We start from the raw sequence: 18181 nt of genomic DNA on the forward strand, positions 1-18181 counted from the left end.
TAAAAACAGTCACTATTTAAATGTTATGGCCTGTAAGGTGCCAGACAACTGGCTTCAGCTTATACACAACGCTGATATCCTTCCAAGGCTCATACTCACTGTAGTTTATATCACTGGCTCATTAGAGCTTATCCTTTACATAATACAGCTTATTCTATACCAGTTACAGCTTATGAGTAACATACTACAGCTTATGTGATCATGCTCCGGGCTCAGTGCTGGTGCAGCCTTCAGGGATGTAGGGATCTTCTTTGGATCTTAACGGGATCGTTTAAGGATCAAAATATTGGATCGAATGACTGTATATGTGGATAACCTGCAGACCAGAAGCGGAATTCAGACTGCTATTCAATGCTCACCTTTCATTGTGATACCGAGCGTACCTGCTCACGCCAGCTTCTGTAATATTGCGCTTCCTCGCCTGCTCGCTCGCTTTGCTCGGTCACATGGCTGCGGCGAGCACCGGTAATTTAGATTTACCAAAGCATATAGGTCTTGTTCACTGCTCAAATCGTCCTTCGTTGCTTACAACATCCCCACGCTCCGCCATAAAGTCCGGATCGTCTTCAATTTTTCCTTTAATTTCTGTCATACATTCTTCTATGATCGCAGGACTATCGAATCTGTCCGTAAATTTACCTCATCATTACTTGTCCCTTTCGTCCGTGATTACGTAGAAAATGAACACGATCCCGAACCTGCTGTGTTTCGTCCGGTCTCCCGAAAAGTTTTTATTGTTCATGGCCATGATAATGATGCCCTCCAGTCTGTTGCCCGTTTTATCTCTCGTATAGGGCTTGAGGAAATTTTTCAACTGCCGCATCAAGCCCTTTCTGGTTCCACAGCTGTCTCAGTGTTTCCATACTACAGATCTCCGTACAGACAGCGCAGCCCGGTCAGGGCCTCCGCCAGTGTGCCCTCAGCGCATTGTGTGCTGAGTTCCCTGACCAGCGTCTTGAACCCTTCTTCGGGCAAAAAAATCCGGAGCCCATCGAGACCAAAAAAACCGTCCGCCATGACGTGGCCTGGCGGCGAGAACATGACACGTTCACCGTGGTGGCCGTGCGCCAGTGCCTCCGGGAAGCGGGCATACAGACTGAACAGGCCCAGCAGTTCGGTAAACACCGCCCAGCCCACCGGCACCACAAATTCCTGTCCTGTGACGATCAGATGCATTTTTGGGGTGTCATACCAGGCCCCCGGGCGTTGATCCGGATGCTGACCGTCCACGCGGATTTCCAGGCGCAGCGTGCCGGCCTCAATGGTTTCCATTACGGCCGGGATAAGCGGTCGCAGTTCCTGCGCCAGTGCCGCAGCCTTTTCATCCGTCCAGTTCAGCCCGCGCAGCACCAGAGGAAAAATGGCTTTCAGGCGCGGCAGGGTGAAGATTTCCGCCAGCTGGTCATCAGGCATGTCAGCCAGCTTAAAACAGTCGCTTTCCAGTGGACGTAGGAGGTGTTCGGCATACATCTGGTCAACGACCGGTCGCAGCTCCCCCCGGAAAGCATCAAATTCCTCGATCCAGTTCTCGCCGGTCAGACGGAAGATCCCCCTCAGATAGTGGGCGTCCACCGGACGGTCATGTTCCACCTGCCAGGCCAGCAGGTCGCGGGTAATATCCAGCAATGTGCTCAGGGCCGGGAGGGTGGCCAGCCTGCCACGGCCGCAGAGGAAGGCCTCTCGAGCGTAAGTCAGCAGGAAGCGCAGCTCATCGCGCGAGATCGGGGCGGTGCCGAAGGTCTGACCAAGAACGATATGCCGGTACAGCTGCCGGACCGTGGCCTCCGGATCGGATATGAGCTGAAAATACCCGTCACCAGGCGCGTCCGTTTTCAGGCCATCATCAAGGAAGCGTTCGGCGAGGGCGTTGACGGAAACATTTTCTGCTCCTGCCCTTGCCTTGAGGGCACCGATCAGTTTCTTGTGAAAACGCAGGTTAAGCTGGCTGAGCATCATCGTTCCTTTGATCTTTACTTTAATCCCAATACTAGCATAGCATTTTGATTATAATCTATATATGAAATATAAAGATATGACAGATGTGTTATAAAACATAAATTCAAGATGTGATGATAATATTGATAATGCATCGCTCTGCTCTTCTCATTTCAGCGGAGATCCGAAAAAAGCCAGTTCCGGATCTTCCTGAAGCACAGCGCCGCGCAGCGGCCTGACAACACAAGATGTAGCGGTGCTGTCAGCTGCTGAAGACGCTATATGTTGTGCCCCCCCTGCCCTGTGACCCGGCTCGCAGCGGCAGAAAAGACCGCTTCGCTTATTCCATGACCGTGGTACACTTCCGGAAAGTTGTTAATAAGAAAGAAATCGGATCACCCGGAAACAGGCCTCCGGTAATTTAACTGAGTGGTTATATGGCTGCTTATTATCATCCTAAAAATGATAACGGCAGGAGAAAATCATTCGGGTGACTGACGCAGGGTTGTGCGCAGCTGATGGTGCTGCGCGTCATAATTGCCCTGTGTGACTATTATCGAGAGATATAATTAATAGGTTAGGTTAATGGAAGCAGACGAGCTGATAGATGATCTGATTGCAGACGAGTATACCCACGCTTGGATATGCTGGGCAGATCTGCCGACTGATGATGAGGAAGTCCTGATGACTGAGCGACTTATATTGGATACAGCTGGCACTATCATCGCCCGTCAGATTTGCCCGCCACTAAGTTACGGTTGGTCCCGGGTAGATTGGTCCTTAAGACCTCCCCTGTTTCCAATACCTCAACAAGCCATGGACCTGGATCTCAACGACAGAGACACAGCTATAAGTACGGTTATATATTTCGGGCACATATGAAAACGTAAGGCGGGATTTCTCTATAAGGAACAAACATGGCTGACTGGTTTATTGCCACTGAAGGTGTGAAAGTCGTGAAGGACAGTGCCAGCCTGTGGCCCCAGATTATCACGGCGGTTTCATCCATTGGTGCAGCCCTTGGCGGTGTCCACCTGACTCATCACTATGCCCGTAGCCGGGAAGAAAAGGCGGCCTCAGCCAGGCGTGAAGCTGAGCTGTATTTTATCTCCACAGAGCTGGTTTTCAGGCTTGAGCGTTTTGCCCAGGACTGTGCCGCGGTGGTACAGGACGAGGGCGAAGAAGACGACAGGGGATACACGCGGACAACCGTGACAGCTGAGGCATTTTCGCCCGATGATATTGCCGGCGACTGGCGGGTACTTCCAGCAAGAATCTTATATCGTATTCGTGAGCTGACCGTGCTTATCCCTGAGGCCAACCGCTATATCAGTGTGGTGCAGGAATTTGACAGTCTCCCTGACTGGCCATGCACGTTCCAGAAACGCAGGTATCAGTATTCCCGTCTGGGTATGAAAGTGGTCCTGCTCAGTAAACGATTAAGACAACTTAACCACATGCCTTCTTCCCGTCTTGATGCCAGCAAATGGTCTGCACAATCTGTTTTGTGGGAGCAATGGCGAAGAGGGCGTAAATGCCGTGCAAAACTGGCCCGGGAGCAGGACAACTGGTGATGAGGAGACAAATATGGCTGGTATGACGCCAGGAGAGGAACTGATTGAACTGCTGACCCTGTGCCAGCAGCTGCAGTCGGACAAAGACGGGCTGAAACGCCCGGCGCCACGCCGGGCAGGCGTAATGGCTGATGAAGTGCTGGACACGTTTGCACAGAGTATTCTTCATTCCTGTGCCTATGCAGCATTACTTGACCAGCTTCTGGTTCAGCAGTCACGGCTGTCCGACGTCGGTCGTCAGCTTGAAACGCAGGGGCAGCTTCGTACTGAGGTGGGTGACGATTACGCCCTGGCAGCGCTTGAGTGGCTCGAACGCCTGACGGGTACCGGGAATACGCCATGACCGTACCGGCACTGTTTACCGGCGCTCACTCCACTGTTATGCCGCAGCAACTGCCGGTGGCCATCGACTATCCTGCCGCGCTGGCACTGCGTCAGCTCGCCGCGCTGCATGACGATCTGCCGAAATATCTGCTGGCGCCGGAAATCAGCGCCCTGCTCCATTACGTTCCGGATCTGGAACGCAAGACGCTGTTTGCGACCCTATGGAACACCGGCGCGCGTATCAACGAAGCGCTGGCCCTCAGCCGCAGTGATTTTTTGCTGACGCCGCCGTATCCGTTTGTGCAGCTGGCCACGCTGAAACAGCGCGAGGAAAAGGCGTCTCGCAGCGCCGGACGCGCACCGGCAGGTACGGTGCCGCACCGCCTGGTTCCGTTGTCCGATCAGCAGTATCTTTCACAGCTGCAGATGATGGTGGCTACGCTGAAAATACCGCTGGAGCGAAAGAATAAAAACACCGGCCGCATGGAAAAAGCACGGCTATGGACCATCACCGATCGCACTGTGCGAACGTGGCTGGCTGAGGCAGTGGCAACCGCCGTGGCCGACGGCGTAACCTTCTCTATACCGATTACGCCGCACACGTTCCGCCACAGCTACGCGATGCACATGCTGTATGCTGGTATTCCTCTGAAGGTGCTACAGTCGCTGATGGGCCATAAGTCGATCAGCTCGACGGAAGTCTATACGAAAGTGTTTGCGCTCGATGTCGCGGCACGCCACAGAGTGCAGTTCCAGATGCTGGAAACTGAAGCTGTGGCCATGCTTAAAGGAAAGATATAGGCGGTAAGGAAAAACTGAACGCCCCGATTTATAGCGCCCTCAGCCGGGGTCAACAGGCTGATTTTGGCATTAATCCCATCAAGGATTATCCTTGCTTTATCAGCAAGATGAACACTCATCCAGGCGTAGAACAAAACCATGCCAGCCACGGTTGACCTTACTGTTATAGTCATAAAAGTCAGCAAGTTCGTTTTTAAGCTTTGACCACTCATGACTTAAATTTAAAATATCAAATTCGGAGATGTGTTTGACTTCACCATTAATTTGAACCGTATTAATGCCTTGTTCTGAAATAATAAACCCCCCGGCTCCATTAGCCATCGCTGCGCCCAGAATACGGCACTGAACGTTAGAAATGTTATATGGCCTTAATGACATTATTCATATGGCGAATGGCGCCCTTATAAACTTCGTCTGACATGAAGCAAATTATCGTGTTCGACACAGGGTGTATACGGAACTCTTCCCCTGTTTCTGTAACACATGACACTCTGGAACGGGAAAGCCTGCCAATGCTGGAGTTGCCCCCTAACGGAATTCGATCATGCTGGATGATGTGTTTAATTCGTGAAACAGGTACACTTATTTTGTCAAAAATTCCGGCTGAATTGTATTTATAACAAGTCATAAGACAAGGGTTTTCACAGTCAAGGGTGTAGCTATATTCAAACTTTTCGGAAAGGTAGTAAAATAAATTAATGAAAGGTTGTGGTTCTTTATCGTGTTTTTCAGCTAGTTCAATGACTTGAATTAGTGAGTCGATTATTTCAATCCGGGGAAAGCTTTCGGACTGAGATACAAGTTCATCTATCCTGCCCTTCTGAAAATCATTTGAGGGAGTAAATTGTGTTTCCTTTAAAGCCAGTTTTAAACATTTGACGTTGGACATTGTCAGGTTTATTTTTTCATTGCATGTAAACTTTGCACAACTTGAATATGAATATTGAATGTCGTTCATGATTTTTATCGCATCCTTTCACTTGTAAGATTATAAACTTCACTTCTTTCGCGTTTGCCTACTGCGACAACTGCAACAATTAATTGATCATCAATTACCTGATAAACCAGACGAAAACCAGAAGCGCGTAATTTTATTTTGTAGCAATCTTTTATCCCCCTCAGCTTTGCAGATGGAATATGTGGGTTCTCACTACACTTTTTTAGCTTTTTTGCAAACTGCTGCTGAATGGCCTTATCCAGTTTTTTCCATTCTTTCAGCGCATCGTCTCTGAATTTGACCGTATAAGTCATAGATACCTATCCAGGTCTACATTATGCAGCTGCTGGTTACTGCGTTCGGTAACTAGTTTTATCAGTTCCTGATCATCCAGAGCATCGAGCATTTTCTCGTACAGCTCTGCCGGAACACAGTAAAAAGCAGGCTGATTGCGGTTCAGGATAGCGACCGGATAACCATCGCCTGCGTTGACTGTCGCCATTGGATTTTTTTTGAGTTCGCTGACACTGGCGCTTGTGTCACTGAGAATGATGTTAGGCATAGGCTACCTTTTGAGACTGTTTAACAAGTCTTAAAGATAAGGCATTAAAGACCTGCTAACAAGTCGCTTTGTCATTTTTTGTGTAGGTGGTTAGATCATCCAGTACGTCCAGGCTGGTGCGGAGTTTACGTAACAAGGAAGTTTTGCATGCAATTCTGCAGCCGCACTAGCTTGTTCCGGGCGAGTGCCATATTTTGGGGCCCGTTCCATTTCGCTTCCTTGCAACTCCCTTGCGAACCGCTCGGGAGTTGAGCTACGGCGAGCGCTACTTTGAAAAGTGTTTCAGGTGGCTTTCTACCTTGGACTTATCACTTTAATCTTGGGTGCCTCCTGTTGAGAGCGAAATCAAAATAATATGATTTTTTACTTGCAACATGATTGTTTTTGTTCAAAATGACAAAAAACGTCATGAGGTGGTAAATGGAAAATATTGAGCAGTTACGGAAAGTCGCCACACGTGCAGGTAAACTTCTGACATCTCTGAGCGAAAGTATCCGCCAGCAAAAAGAAGAATTGAAGCTTACCGAGTTCTATCAGGAATACAGCAAAGCCGCCCTGTATAAGCTGCCTAAGCTCAGTAAAGGCAGTGTGGAGTATGCTGTGACCGAAATGGAAGCCGGTGGCTACATTTTCAAAAAGAAACCTTCCGGCAATACGATGAAGTACGCAATGACGATTCAGAATGTCATCGATCTGTATTTCCATCGAAAAGTACCTAAGTACAGGGATCGCTTCGACAAAGCTTTTACGATTTTTGTATGTAATCTTAAAGGTGGTGGTTCCAAGACAGTTTCTACCGCTTCATTATCACATGCTTTTCGGGCTCATCCTCAGCTTCTGTTTGAAGACCTGCGTATTCTGGCCATCGATTTCGATCCGCAGGCATCTCTGACAATGTTCCTGAGCCATGAGAATTCAGTGGGCCTGGTTGAAAATACGGCTGCTCAGGCTATGCTCCAGAACGTGTCTCGTGAAGAGTTACTTTCCGATTTTATAGTGCCGTCAATTATCCCGGGCGTTGATGTAATTCCCGCTTCCATTGACGATGCATTCCTTGCTGAAAGCTGGAAGGGATTGTGCGAAGAACATCTGCCAGGGAAAAATATTCATGCGGTGCTTAAAGAGAACATTATCGACAAGCTTCAGCATGACTACGATTTTATTTTCCTTGATAGTGGTCCTCACCTCGATGCGTTCCTGAAAAACTGCATTGGAGCGGCAGACCTGATGTTGACCCCTCTTCCACCGGCGACGGTTGATTTTCATTCTTCCCTGAAGTTTGTGGCCAGCCTCCCTGCCCTCATTGATTCGATCGAACAAGATGGACACACCTGCAATCTCATCGGGAATGTCGGTTTCATGTCCAAAATCCTGAACAAGTCTGATCACAAAATTTGCCATAGTCAGGCCAAAGAGGTATTCGGAGCCGATATGCTAGACATGGTTCTGCCGAGACTGGATGGTTTCGAACGCTGTGGGGAGACTTTTGATACAGTTATTTCTGCAAATCCAGCAACCTATGATGGAAGCACAGAGGCACTTAAAAGCGCAAAATCAGCAGCTGAAGACTTTGCGAAGGCCGTATTTGATCGCATTGAGTTCATTCGTACTAACGGAGGTATGTGATGTCGAATGAGAAAAGAAAAACTATCGGCAGACAGTTAAATACCCAGGCGTCAATGGTCGAGATGACTGACACCGGGAGAAGTCAGGTGTTTACCTTAAAAACCGGCAGGAAGGTTATGTTCAGGTTTGTTCGGGTACCTGCATCGGAGGTTGAAAGTAAGACCTTCGTAAACCAGGAAACCAACGGAAGAGATCAACTTGCTCTGACCAGGGAGTCCCTGAAATCCATTATCCAGACGATCAAGTTTCAGCAATTCTTCCCCTGTATTGGTATTCAGCAAGGTGAAAGGATTGAGATACTGGATGGTTCAAGACGGCGAGCCTCAGCGATTTATATTCGTACAGGCCTTGATGTAATGGTTACCGATGAACATTTATCAGCTGATGAAGCTTGCCATCTGGCTAAAGATATCCAGACTGCTAAAGAGCATAACCTTCGCGAGATCGGCCTGAGATTGATGGCTTTGAAAGAGTCTGGATTCAATCAAAAGGAAATTGCTGAACTGGAGGGGTTATCCCAGGCTAAGGTCACCAGGGCGCTACAGGCGGCGGCAGTACCGCAAGAATTGATTTCTCTGTTCCCGGTTCAGTCGGAGCTGTCGTTTAGTGACTACAAAATTCTTTTAGAAGTTAATGAAAAACTCAGTGAAAAAGGTTTAACGTCAGAAGAGCTCATTCAGTCTGTCTCAGATCAGCATGATGCAATTTTGAGTGATTATGAGCGACCAGAAGACGAACAGAAAGCCAGTATACTGAAGCTGATTTCTCAGGCATCTCAGGCATTGATAGCTCCACCTCCCAAGGAAAAGTCAGTGATTTCCCCACTCTGGACCTTTGAAGAAAAGGACAAGTTCGCGCGCAAGCGTGTGAAAGGGCGCACGCTGACTTATGAGTTTAGCCGTATGTCAAAAGTGGTTCTGGATGAACTGGACAAGGCTATCAACGAGGTCCTTGACAGACATTTGAGTCAATAATTTCGCCACGGCGATTTCACATCTAACTTATTGTAATTAGACAGTTTATATCAAGAATTTCAAGGTGAAATCGCCAAAATTTCACGCCAGTTTCGCTGCAGGAATATCTGACCAGTGTGTTGTATAAGCAGGTGAAAGCATCTCTCGTTTCATCTGCCATTCCGGCGCGATTTTAACAAATACCGAAATATATAGACAGTACTGACGTTCCACGCGAAGTTTTTCAGTAGCCCGCTCAGCGTACTGACATAGCACCTGACGCATCCCCTCTAGTGTGGTGACCCTCTCCCCAAATAGCCGGCTACACATGATTTGTTGTTTCGGCGGCGGTGCTTCTTCCTGGCTTATACAGCTCTCTCCGTCCAGCTCCCGAACAGTCCGCTCCAGTACCACACTGAAGTTTTTACGGATGAAAGTGTAATTCGTCTGGGCCAGCTGGTTCGCAGTTTTAATACTTATAGCGTTCAGCTTCTTCGATATCCGTCGACGCCCCCAGACTTCTTCAACCGGCTACAATGACAAGAGCTCCCTCCCCCGCTCCGATTTCGCATGCGAAATCGCCAGCCCCCTCCGAATTGTGGCCACTCTTTGCTTGCCTATTGACAGCTCTTGGCCAGCTTTTATGTGGACACCATCCCACGCCGATCGTCAACCCTCTCCCTGATTTAACGCGCTCGCGCAACTGGCGTCCGAAGTCCTTAAAACTGATACAGTTGTCGATACCACTGATATCCAGAAACATCTCGTCAATGCTGTATTGCACGACCCGTGGTGATAGCTCCTCCAGATACGCCATCACTCTCGCAGATATGTCCCCCATACAACGCGTAATTGCTGGAGAACGCCGCGACCCTTTCAGGAAACTGCATGGCCTTCAGCTGGAAACACAGAATGCCTATCTTAGTCCACAGCCGTTTCGCTTCCGCGCTGCGGGCAATAACGCAGCCATCATTATTGGTCAACGAAACGACTGCATGTGGTGCAGGTTCGGCCGGAAAACTTTTTCGCAGCTGGCATAGAAGCTGTTTACATCCGCCAGGGTAAACATCAGCTGCTACCCCGTGTTTTGTCAATGAAGGCCGTGACAACGCCGAAAATTTGTGACGATTCCGGGTCGGGCCAGAGGGGAAGGTAGGCCGGACTCATCGGCTACAGCGCAGGACGAGGTGTCAGGAGCAAGCGTTTGACCGTGAACTCACCGTCAACGTCAGCAATGACAATATCGCCATGCTGAGTTTTTTCGGCTTTATCCACGATCATCAAATCTCCCCGACAGAGACCAATGTCGATCATCTAGTCACCCAGTGTGTGAACAAAATTGGTCGAGCTACGCCGTTGAATGCAGTGCTCGTTGAGGTCCAGCTCTGCTTCGACATAAAAGAGTTGTAGTTATCCACAGAAATGGTGCATAACCCTGTGTATGAATACTGGTAAACCCCGGATCACTGAGGAAGTGGCATGATGAGTTCTGGTCCCGGATTTTTCGGATTACCGACAGCGCGACTGACGGGGTGCCAAATGAAGTCGTCTGCAGCAAGACTGCTATCACGGACAATATCCACCACCTCCTTCCGGTGACGCTTTCAGTGAGCCACGGGCGTGCGGCCGAAGGTATGAACACTACCGGACGCCGGTCATGGATATCCAGTAGACCCTCATCGGCAGCTACTGTCACGATGAGGAATCCCTCCTGATTGTTATCGTTCCCGAACGGACGTCGTCTGATGGCAGCGAGTAACAGCGGGTTCCTGTCCTTACGATGAATAAAAAAACGGCTGTTTCACACCGTTTTGCTGCACGGCGAGTAGGACGCCGAATTTACCTTCGACGCCACTCTAAGAACCGTGCGTGAGAGTTTCCAGCTCACACGGCTCAGCCTTATCAAACACCACTAAGAAGTGATACAGCAGGTACTGCCAGTCGTATGGTGCTGGACCGAAAGTAGTCTGTCCAGTCCGAATCATATGGATTAAGCTCAGATGCGACGAGTCTGTGACGGACAATTTTGATGCTCTGAGCGTATTAGTCTCAGAGTTGCCATTTGTCCTGTAACTGTGTCCCGATAAGAACCGTTGAATATACAGTTCCTCGCTCTCACCTGAGTGAAGTATTGCTTTTTAATCCATCTGAGTCCCTTACGGGGTTGCTTCCTTAATAAGGGGCTATTTGGGCTTACCGTGTTCCACATAAATGACAAGAGTGGTTTAGGTTCCTCTTGGCTACCGACGGCCGTTGTGCCCATAGCGGGCTAGAATAGAGCATCCGCCCTGGCCATATTCAGATCCTGTCAGCATCTTTGGATCCTTCTTGGTTGACGATAGTAAAATGAGGTTCGCATATGCTCACCCTAGCACCGACCCGCGTAGATGCTCGCAGGCATGTCATCGCCTCACGATAATGACACTCACCTTAAGGTGAAGGCTACATTGTCCGAGGTCTTTTAGACGGCCCGTTACCAGTCCGCCCTACCTCGTAGGGTACTGCCGATGGGGTGTCAGGTTTGGAAATTAAGTTAATTAATAACAATAAGTTATGTGAATTTACGTCGCACCCGTTCATACCAGACGTCGGCAAAAATAATGGTCCGTCCGCGCTCCCAGAGTGGTCTGAACATCCGGCTGCTGAAGGCAGTTTCCGATCGGGCTTTGATAAGTGCTGGCTTATTCCACCATTCCGGCGCATATCCCCAGTGAACTGGATCGAGATTCAGCTGTGCATCGTGTTCACTCAGCAGTAATACCCGGGTGGGGCAACGTTATAGCGACCAATGGCCTCCGGATCATACGGAATGCCCCGGTCTGCTTCTTCGCCGAGAAAGGCCAGATACTCCTCGAGTGTGTTGTACTGCGTAAATCGTCCGCACATGCTGCTCCTCCTGTGGCAGATTCCGCATGCGAAATCCGGAATAGTAAGCTGTTCTCTGTTCCGAACATAGGTCGCTTTCCCTGTTCCTGCCATCGCGGGGTATGCCGTGCCTCTACTATAGCCGGGTGACGGCTGTCGTGTCGGCACGGCGTAAGCCGGAACGCACACGACATTAACCACGGAGGATTATTTATGAGCACATCAACCACCACACCCGCTGTCTACGTCGGCACATACCATAAATACAACTGCGGCAGCATTTTCGGTAAATGGTTCGACCTGACAGAATTTGATGGCCGTGAAGATTTTTACGAAGCCTGCCAGGCGCTCCATGCCGATGAATGGGATGCAGAATTTCTGGGAGGGCATTCCGTCGCAGTTTGCTTCCGAATCGTCCATTGACTGGGATTTTATCGCCGCCTGGAAACGCGCTGAAGAAGAGGGCAGGGAAGCCGCTTTTATCGCCTGGGCGGAATATTCCGGGGAGTGCGACTATGACGCGTTTGATGATGCGTACCGCGGCGAGGCGGAAAGCGAGGAAGATTATGCCATGGATATGGGCATGGATAGAACGACCCCCGTCACTTCAGGGAATGGAGAAGTACATCTGGTCTGGTTGTCCACTGTGGGCCGTGATGGGTGAGGTGCGCCGTGTCGGTCGGGAGCGTAACAGTCAGGCCATCACTCTCGATGAGTGGATGCTCCCGAACAAGCTGCCGTGCAGGGAGGTGCGCGATGAGAAGTAACCCCAGATCGCAGGAAATTAAGACAGCGCGTAGCCAAATCAGAAAGCTGAACACCATGCTCAAAAAGTTGCAGGACATGTCGTCAGAGTGGGATGGCCTGAGCGGTGCGCTGGAGTATGAAATCGGCAATCTGACTGAGGCTGTCGGGGGCAAATCTCCCTCATGAAGTCGGAGATAGACGACTGGAAGAAAGCACCAGAAGGGGAATGATGCATGCACAGGAGGTCAATTTCATATGATCAATGATAAGCCAAAGGATGATAGGGCATTACGTCAAGTACTGGTTGAAATAGCCCTCAAACAGGCCGGGATACTCGATGACGTGATGATGAGAATCATCAACACATGCCCTGACGGGAATATGAGTTGTGCTCATCCGAAGACGGGTGCGAAACAGATGAAGTGCCGTCTGGATGCGTTCAGGCGGGGTATCAAAATGATTAAGTGATCACTATCTGTTTAGAAGGTATGGATCGTGATGACTACCGTCGAAATAGATATTTGGCATAATAGATGTCACTGCCTTTGGGCAAATGGCTACAGGATAGCGAACCAAGAATATCAAAGGTTGAAGAGGGATTTTAGATGAGGTACTGGATACTGGTTTTTCTGTTAAATGCGTTTTTTATGATTATCACGCATTATGCGGTTCCCGAAGGCATCGATACCACGTGGTTTTACGCCGGTGTTGTAATCTGTTCACTGATACCGCTGTTTATAACGTGGAATGACCCGCCAGATTTTCTGGAGAGGCTGCTTGCGCCCCTTATCAAGTGAGGCATTCCTGTGCTTGGCGTACTGTTTTTCATCTGGGGCGTTGGCATGAAACTGGCGTTTTGGGGAACGGGAACAGCAATCCGGACGGGATAGGTAGTGTACTTGACACCATGATGGTGAATATTGCTCTGCTGGCAGGACCTCTCGTGGGTATTTACTTATACCTTGCCTGGCGGATGCAGGAGAACGACTGAAGGTCGCCCCGGCTCGTTAAGAAAGCCCCGCCGTTTCCGACGGGGCCGTCTAAGGCGCAACATTACCAGTGCAGATCGGTTCTGTCGCTGGCTTCCTCCCTGCCGTGTTGCACTTCGTAAGTGCGATTAATCGGGAAATTCACCTCCACATAACGCACCACCAGTGGCGCCAGTATGTGTATGAGAATCACGAGTAACACGGTCTTCAGAAAGTCCATGCGATAGCCCTGCTTGCAATGGCAAACGCTGGCGGCTATCCTTGATGTGTCGAGTATCATGGATCACCCCCGTTAGTTGCCTGTTTAACATCGCAACAGCGGGGGTTTTCTCTTTCTGACGCAAGGTGGCCGCGAGAGAAAGAGTTCCCCCGCGCCGTTGCACCTGCCGGATGTTCATGCCAGCGCCTCAAATCATACCGTAAACCCGCCTCAACTGTTTAATATAATCAGACGCTTTGATACCACAGCCGATCTGTTGATGGCTGCTGTGGCGGCAGAATTCAGGCTGTTTCAGGAAGAAAAAGGATGAGCACAACACCGGACGTTCAGGAGATAATTTTATGCAGGGAGTGCGGCAGGTACATCTCATTTCTGGCACCACACTTGTGGAAGGTTCATGAGATGATCGCTGATCATTTCCTTATGGCCAGATTATAAGCTCTTGAGGTGCTGTGAATAGCCGCCGTTGCGTTGTATTATCTGTCCCGGCGCTTGAGGCTTTCTGCCTCATGATGTTCAGGTGGTTTGTTACCTTTGTTGTGTGGCAGAAAGAAGAAAGCCCCGAGTAATTTTTCAATTAACCCGAGGCCCATCTCTAATGCCTAGACAACATCAGAGTAGCCTCTTACCCGCCGAAAGGCAAGGAGAAGAAGGCTATGAAACTGCCACGAAGTACCCTTATCTGGTGCGTTCTCATCGTGTGTTTCACGTTGTTAATGTTTACCTGGTTGACCCGTAAATCGCTCTGCGAAATACGCTACCGGGACGGAGTAAGGGAGGTGGCCGCTTTCATGGCTTACGAATCCGGTAAGTAGCAACCTGCAGGCGGGGGAAACCCCGCCTTTTCAGGTAATCTGGTGTGTCTGGTTCAGCCAAAAGCTCCTTTATGAAGGGCTTCCCTGTTTACAGGGAGGCCCTTTTTCCGTCTGGAAGCCTTTCAGAATAACCCATGCCCCTTCGGCTCTCCGTCCGTTCCGGCCGGGTTTACTCCGCGCAGACGGAGCAAAAAACGACAGAAAAGCTGTCCCGGCAGTCTGCCTGGAGCGTCGTTTCTGAACAGGAGCAGGCAGTCAGCAAGGCACTGGAAGCGGGACATCTAAAACCCGGGGAGCAGCTGGCAACTCTGCTGGAAGCTATCGTGCGTGACTATACCGGACGCACTCCGGATGCGCAGGCTCAGACCATTGTTATCACGGCCCTGAATGCGGATCGCCACGAGGTGAATTCGATGATCCATGATGCCCGTAAAGAGGCCGGTGAACTGGGGGAAAAAGAGGTTTCATTACCGGTACTCACCCCCGCTAATATTCGCGACGGAGAACTCAGACGGATGGCAACATGGCAGGATGCGCGTGACAGCCTGGTACTGCTGGATAACACGTACTACCGGATAAATGACCTGGATACTCAGGCCCATCTGGTCACCCTGAAAGATGCTGAAGGTGGTCTTCGCCAATGGTCTCCCTCACAGGCTGCCACTGAGGGCGTCACCCTGTACCGACAGAACTCCATCACCGTGTCTGTTGGTGACCGGATGCGATTTTCAAAAAGCGATAACGAGCGGGGCTTTGTTGCCAACAGTGTCTGGTCAGTGAGTGATATTAGGGGTGACAGTGTCACGCTAAATGATGGCAAACAGACCCGGACCTTGACGCCTTCGGGCGAACGTGCGGAGCAGCATATCGATCTGGTTTATGCCGTCACCGTTAACGGCTCTCAGGGTGCAAGTGAACCATTCTCTATCTCTCTGCTGGGAACTGAGGGCGTGCGTAAACAGATGGTGAGCTTCGAATCCGCTTATGTGGCGCTGAGCCGAATGAAACAGCATGCCCAAGTGTATACCGATAACCGTGAAAACTGGATTGCGGCGATGGAGAAGTCTCAGGCCAGGAGTATAGCGCACGATATTCTCCAGCCCCGGAATGACCGGGCGGTCAGCAATGCTGCCCGGCTGATGGGAACAGCAAAGCCATTGTGGGAAGTGGCGGCCGGTCGTGCTGTGCTGCGTCAGGCCGGGCTCATCCAGGACAACACGATGGCTCGCTTTATTTCACCCGGGCGTAAGTATCCGCAGCCCCATGTGGCACTGCCGGCATTTGACGGCAACGGGAAGCCAGCAGGCGTGTGGCTGAGCTCTCTGCTCCCGGCTGACGGGCAACTTCGTGGGTTAAGCAATGATGGCCGAATTTTGGGGAGCTACGAGGCCAGGTTTGCCGGACTACAGCTGAGTCAGAATGGTGAATCCCTGCTTGCTCGGGACATGGCGGAGGCCGTCCGCCTGGCGCGGGAGAATCCGCAAAGCGGTGTCGTGGTACGCCTTGAAGGTGAGGAACGACCATGGAATCCCGGTGCAATTACCGGTGGCCGCGTATGGGGGGACAATTTGCCGGAAAACACTGGTACTCAGCACGGGGAGAAAATTCCTCCTGAAGTGCAGGCACAGGAAGCCGGGTTGCAACGCGAACTGGAAAAACGGGCCGAAGAGATAAATTCCGGGAGTGACACTTACGATATTGAGCCGCAGCTGCCGGTTGATTCCACGCTTCTGGCCAAGCGAATTTTTCCCGTTGGTCTATACCGTACATCTTGCTGCTCTGGGGTTGGTAGCTATGTAACGGCAAGCGGTGACAGATGAGGTACAGTATGCGCAATAAGATATATGTGGCTATCAGGAGGGAAGATGAAAGAGCAGAGGCGGCCGACTCTGACGTTACGGCGTTCGACTGAGCCAGCAAGTCCTGCATCAGATGCGGGCACAAAACCTGCACTAAAAGTGATGTGTAAAAAAAGGATCGTGGTCAGTTCACCACTGGCGTGGAAAGCGAAAAAGCAGGCACTGAAAGAAAAAGCCCAGGTTTCCAGGAAGGCGGAACAGGAACAGCAGCTGACAGGAGCTCCGAGAGATAAAAGTGAAGGTGTCTCGCGTCAGATATACCGGAAAGAGATGCCGCTGCAGGAGGCGATATCACTCCTTCGGGCACACTGGCCGGGTCTGGTCGATGAGGGGAAACCCCAGCTACTGGCCGTGAATATTCGTCAGACGTTGCTTGAAGATATCAGGCGGCGGGAACTGGGACTCTCCACCAAAAAGCTGAAGCAGTGCCTTGCTGCGATTACCCGCTCGGATGAGTATCTCGATGCGATGACTGTCGGGGCATGGCGGATAAATGCAAATGGTCAGTCAGTGGCCGCAATAACCGCCGATGAAGCGATGTTTGCCCGGGCGCGTAAAGCACAGGAGCATGCCAGGCGTGCGCGTAAACAGGCATCTGAACTCCATACCATAAAGGCCTAACGCCGCCGTCCAGCGTCGTTGTCCATCTAAACCGTAATCAGACTGAGAGTGAATGAGTTTGCAACATTTGGCCTATCGGACAGCACAAATGCCACATCACTGGTGCAGGCCACAGGCCGTCTTCAGACAATATGACCTGCTCCCCATTGATTAATACACCGCGATGTTAGTAATGTCTTCATAAGCCACATGAGGACATCCCCATGAAGAAGCGTTTTTCCGACGAACAGATCATCAGTATCCTCCGCGAGGCTGAAGCCGGAGTTTCTGCCCGTGAGCTCTGCCGCAAGCACGCCATTTCCGACGCCACCTTTTACACCTGGCGCAAGAGGTATGGCGGTATGGAGGTTCCCGAGGTTAAGCGCCTGAAGTCGCTTGAGGAAGAGAACGCCAGACTCAAGAAGCTGCTTGCCGAAGCCATGCTGGATAAGGAGGCACTTCAGGTGGCTCTGGGGCGAAAGTACTGACGACAGACCAGAAGCGGGAAGCCGTTGAGTTTATGTGTGATGCGACCGGTCTGTCGCAACGTCGTGCCTGCAGGCTTACAGGTTTGTCCCTGTCGACCTGCCGCTATGAGGCTCAGCGTCCGGCGGCTGATGCGCATATATCAGGGCGCATCACTGAGCTGGCACTGGAGCGCAGGCGTTTTGGCTACCGCCGCATCTGGCAGTTACTGCGCCATGAAGGCCTTCATGTTAATCACAAGCGCGTGTACCGCCTTTATCATCTGAGCGGGCTGGGCGTAAAACGCAGACGACGTCGTAAAGGGCTGGCAACAGAACGTCTGCCGCTGCTCCGCCCGGCGGCACCGAACCTGACCTGGTCGATGGATTTTGTCATGGACGCGCTCGCCACCGGTCGCAGGATCAAGTGCCTGACCTGTGTGGACGACTTCACGAAGGAGTGTCTGACAATTACCATCGCATTCGGGATTTCAGGCGTTCAGGTCACACGTATTCTGGACAGCATTGCACTGTTTCGGGGCTATCCGGCGACGATAAGAACTGACCAGGGGCCGGAGTTCACCTGCCGCGCACTGGATCAATGGGCCTTTGAGCATGGTGTTGAGTTACGCTTAATCCAGCCGGGCAAGCCAACGCAGAACGGATTTATTGAGAGCTTTAACGGACGATTTCGCGATGAATGCCTGAATGAGCACTGGTTCAGCGATATCGTTCACGCCAGGAAAATCATTAATGACTGGCGGCAGGATTATAACGAGTGTCGTCCACATTCAGCACTGAATTATCAGACGCCATCAGAGTTTGCAGCACGGTGGCGGAATGGAAAATGTGAAGGTAAACAAACCGACATTACTAACTGATGGTTGTGTCTAATACTGGGGGCAGGTCA

Annotated in this window: 17 protein-coding genes and 5 pseudogenes; 12 read left to right on the forward strand and 10 right to left on the reverse strand. The window is 50.8% G+C overall.

What is annotated here, in order from left to right; all coding sequences use genetic code 11:
* Nucleotides 1-864: 864 nt before the first annotated feature.
* Nucleotides 865-1953, reverse strand: coding sequence for a transcriptional regulator (locus tag AB1287_RS17545; RefSeq protein WP_435618621.1), 1089 nt, complete (start codon nt 1951-1953; stop codon nt 865-867).
* Between the two features lie 899 nt (nt 1954-2852).
* On the opposite strand from AB1287_RS17545, the gene AB1287_RS17550 reads away from it, so the two are divergent.
* Genes AB1287_RS17550 through AB1287_RS17560 form a run of 3 tightly spaced genes read left to right on the forward strand, consistent with a single transcriptional unit; the run spans nt 2853 to nt 4634 of the window.
* Nucleotides 2853-3509: a hypothetical protein gene (locus AB1287_RS17550; RefSeq protein WP_435618601.1), complete on the forward strand. Its 657-nt coding sequence runs from the start codon at nt 2853-2855 to the stop codon at nt 3507-3509.
* 13 nt (nt 3510-3522) lie between these two features.
* Nucleotides 3523-3852, forward strand: coding sequence for a hypothetical protein (locus tag AB1287_RS17555; protein WP_435618602.1), 330 nt, complete (start codon nt 3523-3525; stop codon nt 3850-3852).
* 38 nt (nt 3853-3890) lie between these two features.
* Nucleotides 3891-4634, forward strand: coding sequence for a site-specific integrase (locus AB1287_RS17560; RefSeq protein ID WP_435618622.1), 744 nt, complete (start codon nt 3891-3893; stop codon nt 4632-4634).
* 99 nt (nt 4635-4733) lie between these two features.
* Here AB1287_RS17560 and AB1287_RS17565 read toward each other — a convergent pair whose 3' ends face one another.
* From AB1287_RS17565 to AB1287_RS17580, 4 genes are read right to left on the reverse strand one after another with little or no spacing between them, the layout of a single operon-like run.
* On the reverse strand, nt 4734-4955 hold the full coding sequence (locus AB1287_RS17565) for a hypothetical protein (RefSeq protein ID WP_435618603.1): 222 nt from the start codon (nt 4953-4955) through the stop codon (nt 4734-4736).
* A gap of 37 nt (nt 4956-4992) precedes the next feature.
* Nucleotides 4993-5592 carry a hypothetical protein gene (locus AB1287_RS17570; RefSeq protein WP_435618604.1) on the reverse strand — a complete coding sequence of 200 codons (600 nt, stop codon included), beginning with the start codon at nt 5590-5592 and terminating at the stop codon, nt 4993-4995.
* Nucleotides 5593-5597: 5 nt separating this feature from the next.
* Complete coding sequence (locus AB1287_RS17575) at nt 5598-5885, reverse strand: type II toxin-antitoxin system RelE/ParE family toxin (RefSeq protein WP_435618605.1); 288 nt, start codon at nt 5883-5885, stop codon at nt 5598-5600.
* Nucleotides 5882-6133 (reverse strand): type II toxin-antitoxin system Phd/YefM family antitoxin, encoded by a 252-nt coding sequence (locus tag AB1287_RS17580; RefSeq protein WP_435618606.1) that lies wholly within the window; start codon nt 6131-6133, stop codon nt 5882-5884. Before AB1287_RS17580 ends, AB1287_RS17575 begins: the two co-directional genes overlap by 4 nt.
* Before the next feature lie 420 nt (nt 6134-6553).
* On the opposite strand from AB1287_RS17580, the gene AB1287_RS17585 reads away from it, so the two are divergent.
* Nucleotides 6554-7759: an AAA family ATPase gene (locus tag AB1287_RS17585; protein ID WP_435618607.1), complete on the forward strand. Its 1206-nt coding sequence runs from the start codon at nt 6554-6556 to the stop codon at nt 7757-7759.
* A complete protein-coding gene (locus tag AB1287_RS17590; protein WP_435618608.1) occupies nt 7759-8733 on the forward strand; it encodes a ParB family protein in 975 nt (324 codons plus the stop codon). The genes AB1287_RS17585 and AB1287_RS17590 overlap by 1 nt, the downstream gene beginning before the upstream one ends.
* An 81-nt stretch (nt 8734-8814) precedes the next feature.
* Here the strand turns inward: AB1287_RS17590 and umuC are convergent.
* From umuC to AB1287_RS17610, 4 genes and pseudogenes are all read right to left on the reverse strand, one after another.
* Nucleotides 8815-9781, reverse strand: a pseudogene (gene umuC, locus AB1287_RS17595) (translesion error-prone DNA polymerase V subunit UmuC).
* A pseudogene (locus tag AB1287_RS17600) lies at nt 9781-10110 on the reverse strand (S24 family peptidase); the annotation flags it as partial. The pseudogenes AB1287_RS17600 and umuC, both read right to left, overlap by 1 nt.
* Nucleotides 10061-10498, reverse strand: coding sequence for an SOS response-associated peptidase family protein (locus AB1287_RS17605; RefSeq protein WP_435618623.1), 438 nt, complete (start codon nt 10496-10498; stop codon nt 10061-10063). The pseudogene AB1287_RS17600 and the gene AB1287_RS17605, both read right to left, overlap by 50 nt.
* A 789-nt stretch (nt 10499-11287) precedes the next feature.
* Nucleotides 11288-11598 (reverse strand): annotated as a pseudogene (locus AB1287_RS17610) (SOS response-associated peptidase family protein); the annotation flags it as partial.
* Between the two features lie 192 nt (nt 11599-11790).
* Between AB1287_RS17610 and AB1287_RS17615 the strand changes: the two are divergent.
* Nucleotides 11791-12166, forward strand: a pseudogene (locus AB1287_RS17615) (antirestriction protein ArdA); the annotation flags it as partial.
* 413 nt (nt 12167-12579) lie between these two features.
* Nucleotides 12580-12792, forward strand: a complete 213-nt coding sequence (locus tag AB1287_RS17625) for a hypothetical protein (protein ID WP_435618610.1) — start codon at nt 12580-12582, stop codon at nt 12790-12792.
* Between the two features lie 585 nt (nt 12793-13377).
* On the opposite strand, the gene AB1287_RS17630 is transcribed toward AB1287_RS17625, so the two are convergent.
* The gene (locus AB1287_RS17630) at nt 13378-13533 is read right to left on the reverse strand and encodes a hypothetical protein (protein WP_435618611.1); all 156 of its coding nucleotides are present in this window, start codon (nt 13531-13533) and stop codon (nt 13378-13380) included.
* Nucleotides 13534-14131: 598 nt separating this feature from the next.
* Here AB1287_RS17630 and AB1287_RS17635 point away from each other — a divergent pair.
* The 5 genes and pseudogenes from AB1287_RS17635 (at nt 14132) to AB1287_RS17655 (ending at nt 18152) form a co-directional block, all read left to right on the forward strand.
* Nucleotides 14132-14272: a DUF5431 family protein gene (locus AB1287_RS17635; RefSeq protein WP_435618612.1), complete on the forward strand. Its 141-nt coding sequence runs from the start codon at nt 14132-14134 to the stop codon at nt 14270-14272.
* Nucleotides 14229-14348: a type I toxin-antitoxin system Hok family toxin gene (locus tag AB1287_RS17640; RefSeq protein ID WP_435618624.1), complete on the forward strand. Its 120-nt coding sequence runs from the start codon at nt 14229-14231 to the stop codon at nt 14346-14348. The genes AB1287_RS17635 and AB1287_RS17640 overlap by 44 nt, the downstream gene beginning before the upstream one ends.
* A gap of 248 nt (nt 14349-14596) precedes the next feature.
* Nucleotides 14597-16021 (forward strand): annotated as a pseudogene (locus AB1287_RS17645) (conjugative transfer relaxase/helicase TraI domain-containing protein); the annotation flags it as partial.
* Nucleotides 16022-16213: 192 nt separating this feature from the next.
* Complete coding sequence (gene finO / locus AB1287_RS17650; RefSeq protein WP_435618613.1) at nt 16214-16828, forward strand: fertility inhibition protein FinO; 615 nt, start codon at nt 16214-16216, stop codon at nt 16826-16828.
* Between the two features lie 203 nt (nt 16829-17031).
* Nucleotides 17032-18152 (forward strand): IS3 family transposase gene (locus AB1287_RS17655; RefSeq protein WP_435618614.1). Its coding sequence is split into 2 segments (ribosomal slippage): nt 17032-17290 and nt 17290-18152, totalling 1122 coding nucleotides; the frame shifts between segments, so codons are not numbered across the junction.
* The last annotated feature ends 29 nt before the right edge of the window (nt 18153-18181 follow it).

Origin of the sequence: Scandinavium sp. UTDF21-P1B, assembly GCF_040750395.1 — a bacterium.
Classification (GTDB): domain Bacteria; phylum Pseudomonadota; class Gammaproteobacteria; order Enterobacterales; family Enterobacteriaceae; genus Scandinavium.

Coding starts and splice junctions, on each gene's coding strand:
- AB1287_RS17545 (WP_435618621.1), bottom strand. CDS start 1,953: ATGCTCAGCCAGCTTAACCTGCGTTTTCACAAGAAACTGATCGGTGCC.
- AB1287_RS17550 (WP_435618601.1), top strand. CDS start 2,853: ATGGCTGACTGGTTTATTGCCACTGAAGGTGTGAAAGTCGTGAAGGAC.
- AB1287_RS17555 (WP_435618602.1), top strand. CDS start 3,523: ATGGCTGGTATGACGCCAGGAGAGGAACTGATTGAACTGCTGACCCTG.
- AB1287_RS17560 (WP_435618622.1), top strand. CDS start 3,891: ATGCCGCAGCAACTGCCGGTGGCCATCGACTATCCTGCCGCGCTGGCA.
- AB1287_RS17565 (WP_435618603.1), bottom strand. CDS start 4,955: ATGGCTAATGGAGCCGGGGGGTTTATTATTTCAGAACAAGGCATTAAT.
- AB1287_RS17570 (WP_435618604.1), bottom strand. CDS start 5,592: ATGAACGACATTCAATATTCATATTCAAGTTGTGCAAAGTTTACATGC.
- AB1287_RS17575 (WP_435618605.1), bottom strand. CDS start 5,885: ATGACTTATACGGTCAAATTCAGAGACGATGCGCTGAAAGAATGGAAA.
- AB1287_RS17580 (WP_435618606.1), bottom strand. CDS start 6,133: ATGCCTAACATCATTCTCAGTGACACAAGCGCCAGTGTCAGCGAACTC.
- AB1287_RS17585 (WP_435618607.1), top strand. CDS start 6,554: ATGGAAAATATTGAGCAGTTACGGAAAGTCGCCACACGTGCAGGTAAA.
- AB1287_RS17590 (WP_435618608.1), top strand. CDS start 7,759: ATGTCGAATGAGAAAAGAAAAACTATCGGCAGACAGTTAAATACCCAG.
- AB1287_RS17625 (WP_435618610.1), top strand. CDS start 12,580: ATGATCAATGATAAGCCAAAGGATGATAGGGCATTACGTCAAGTACTG.
- AB1287_RS17630 (WP_435618611.1), bottom strand. CDS start 13,533: ATGGACTTTCTGAAGACCGTGTTACTCGTGATTCTCATACACATACTG.
- AB1287_RS17635 (WP_435618612.1), top strand. CDS start 14,132: ATGCCTAGACAACATCAGAGTAGCCTCTTACCCGCCGAAAGGCAAGGA.
- finO (WP_435618613.1), top strand. CDS start 16,214: ATGAAAGAGCAGAGGCGGCCGACTCTGACGTTACGGCGTTCGACTGAG.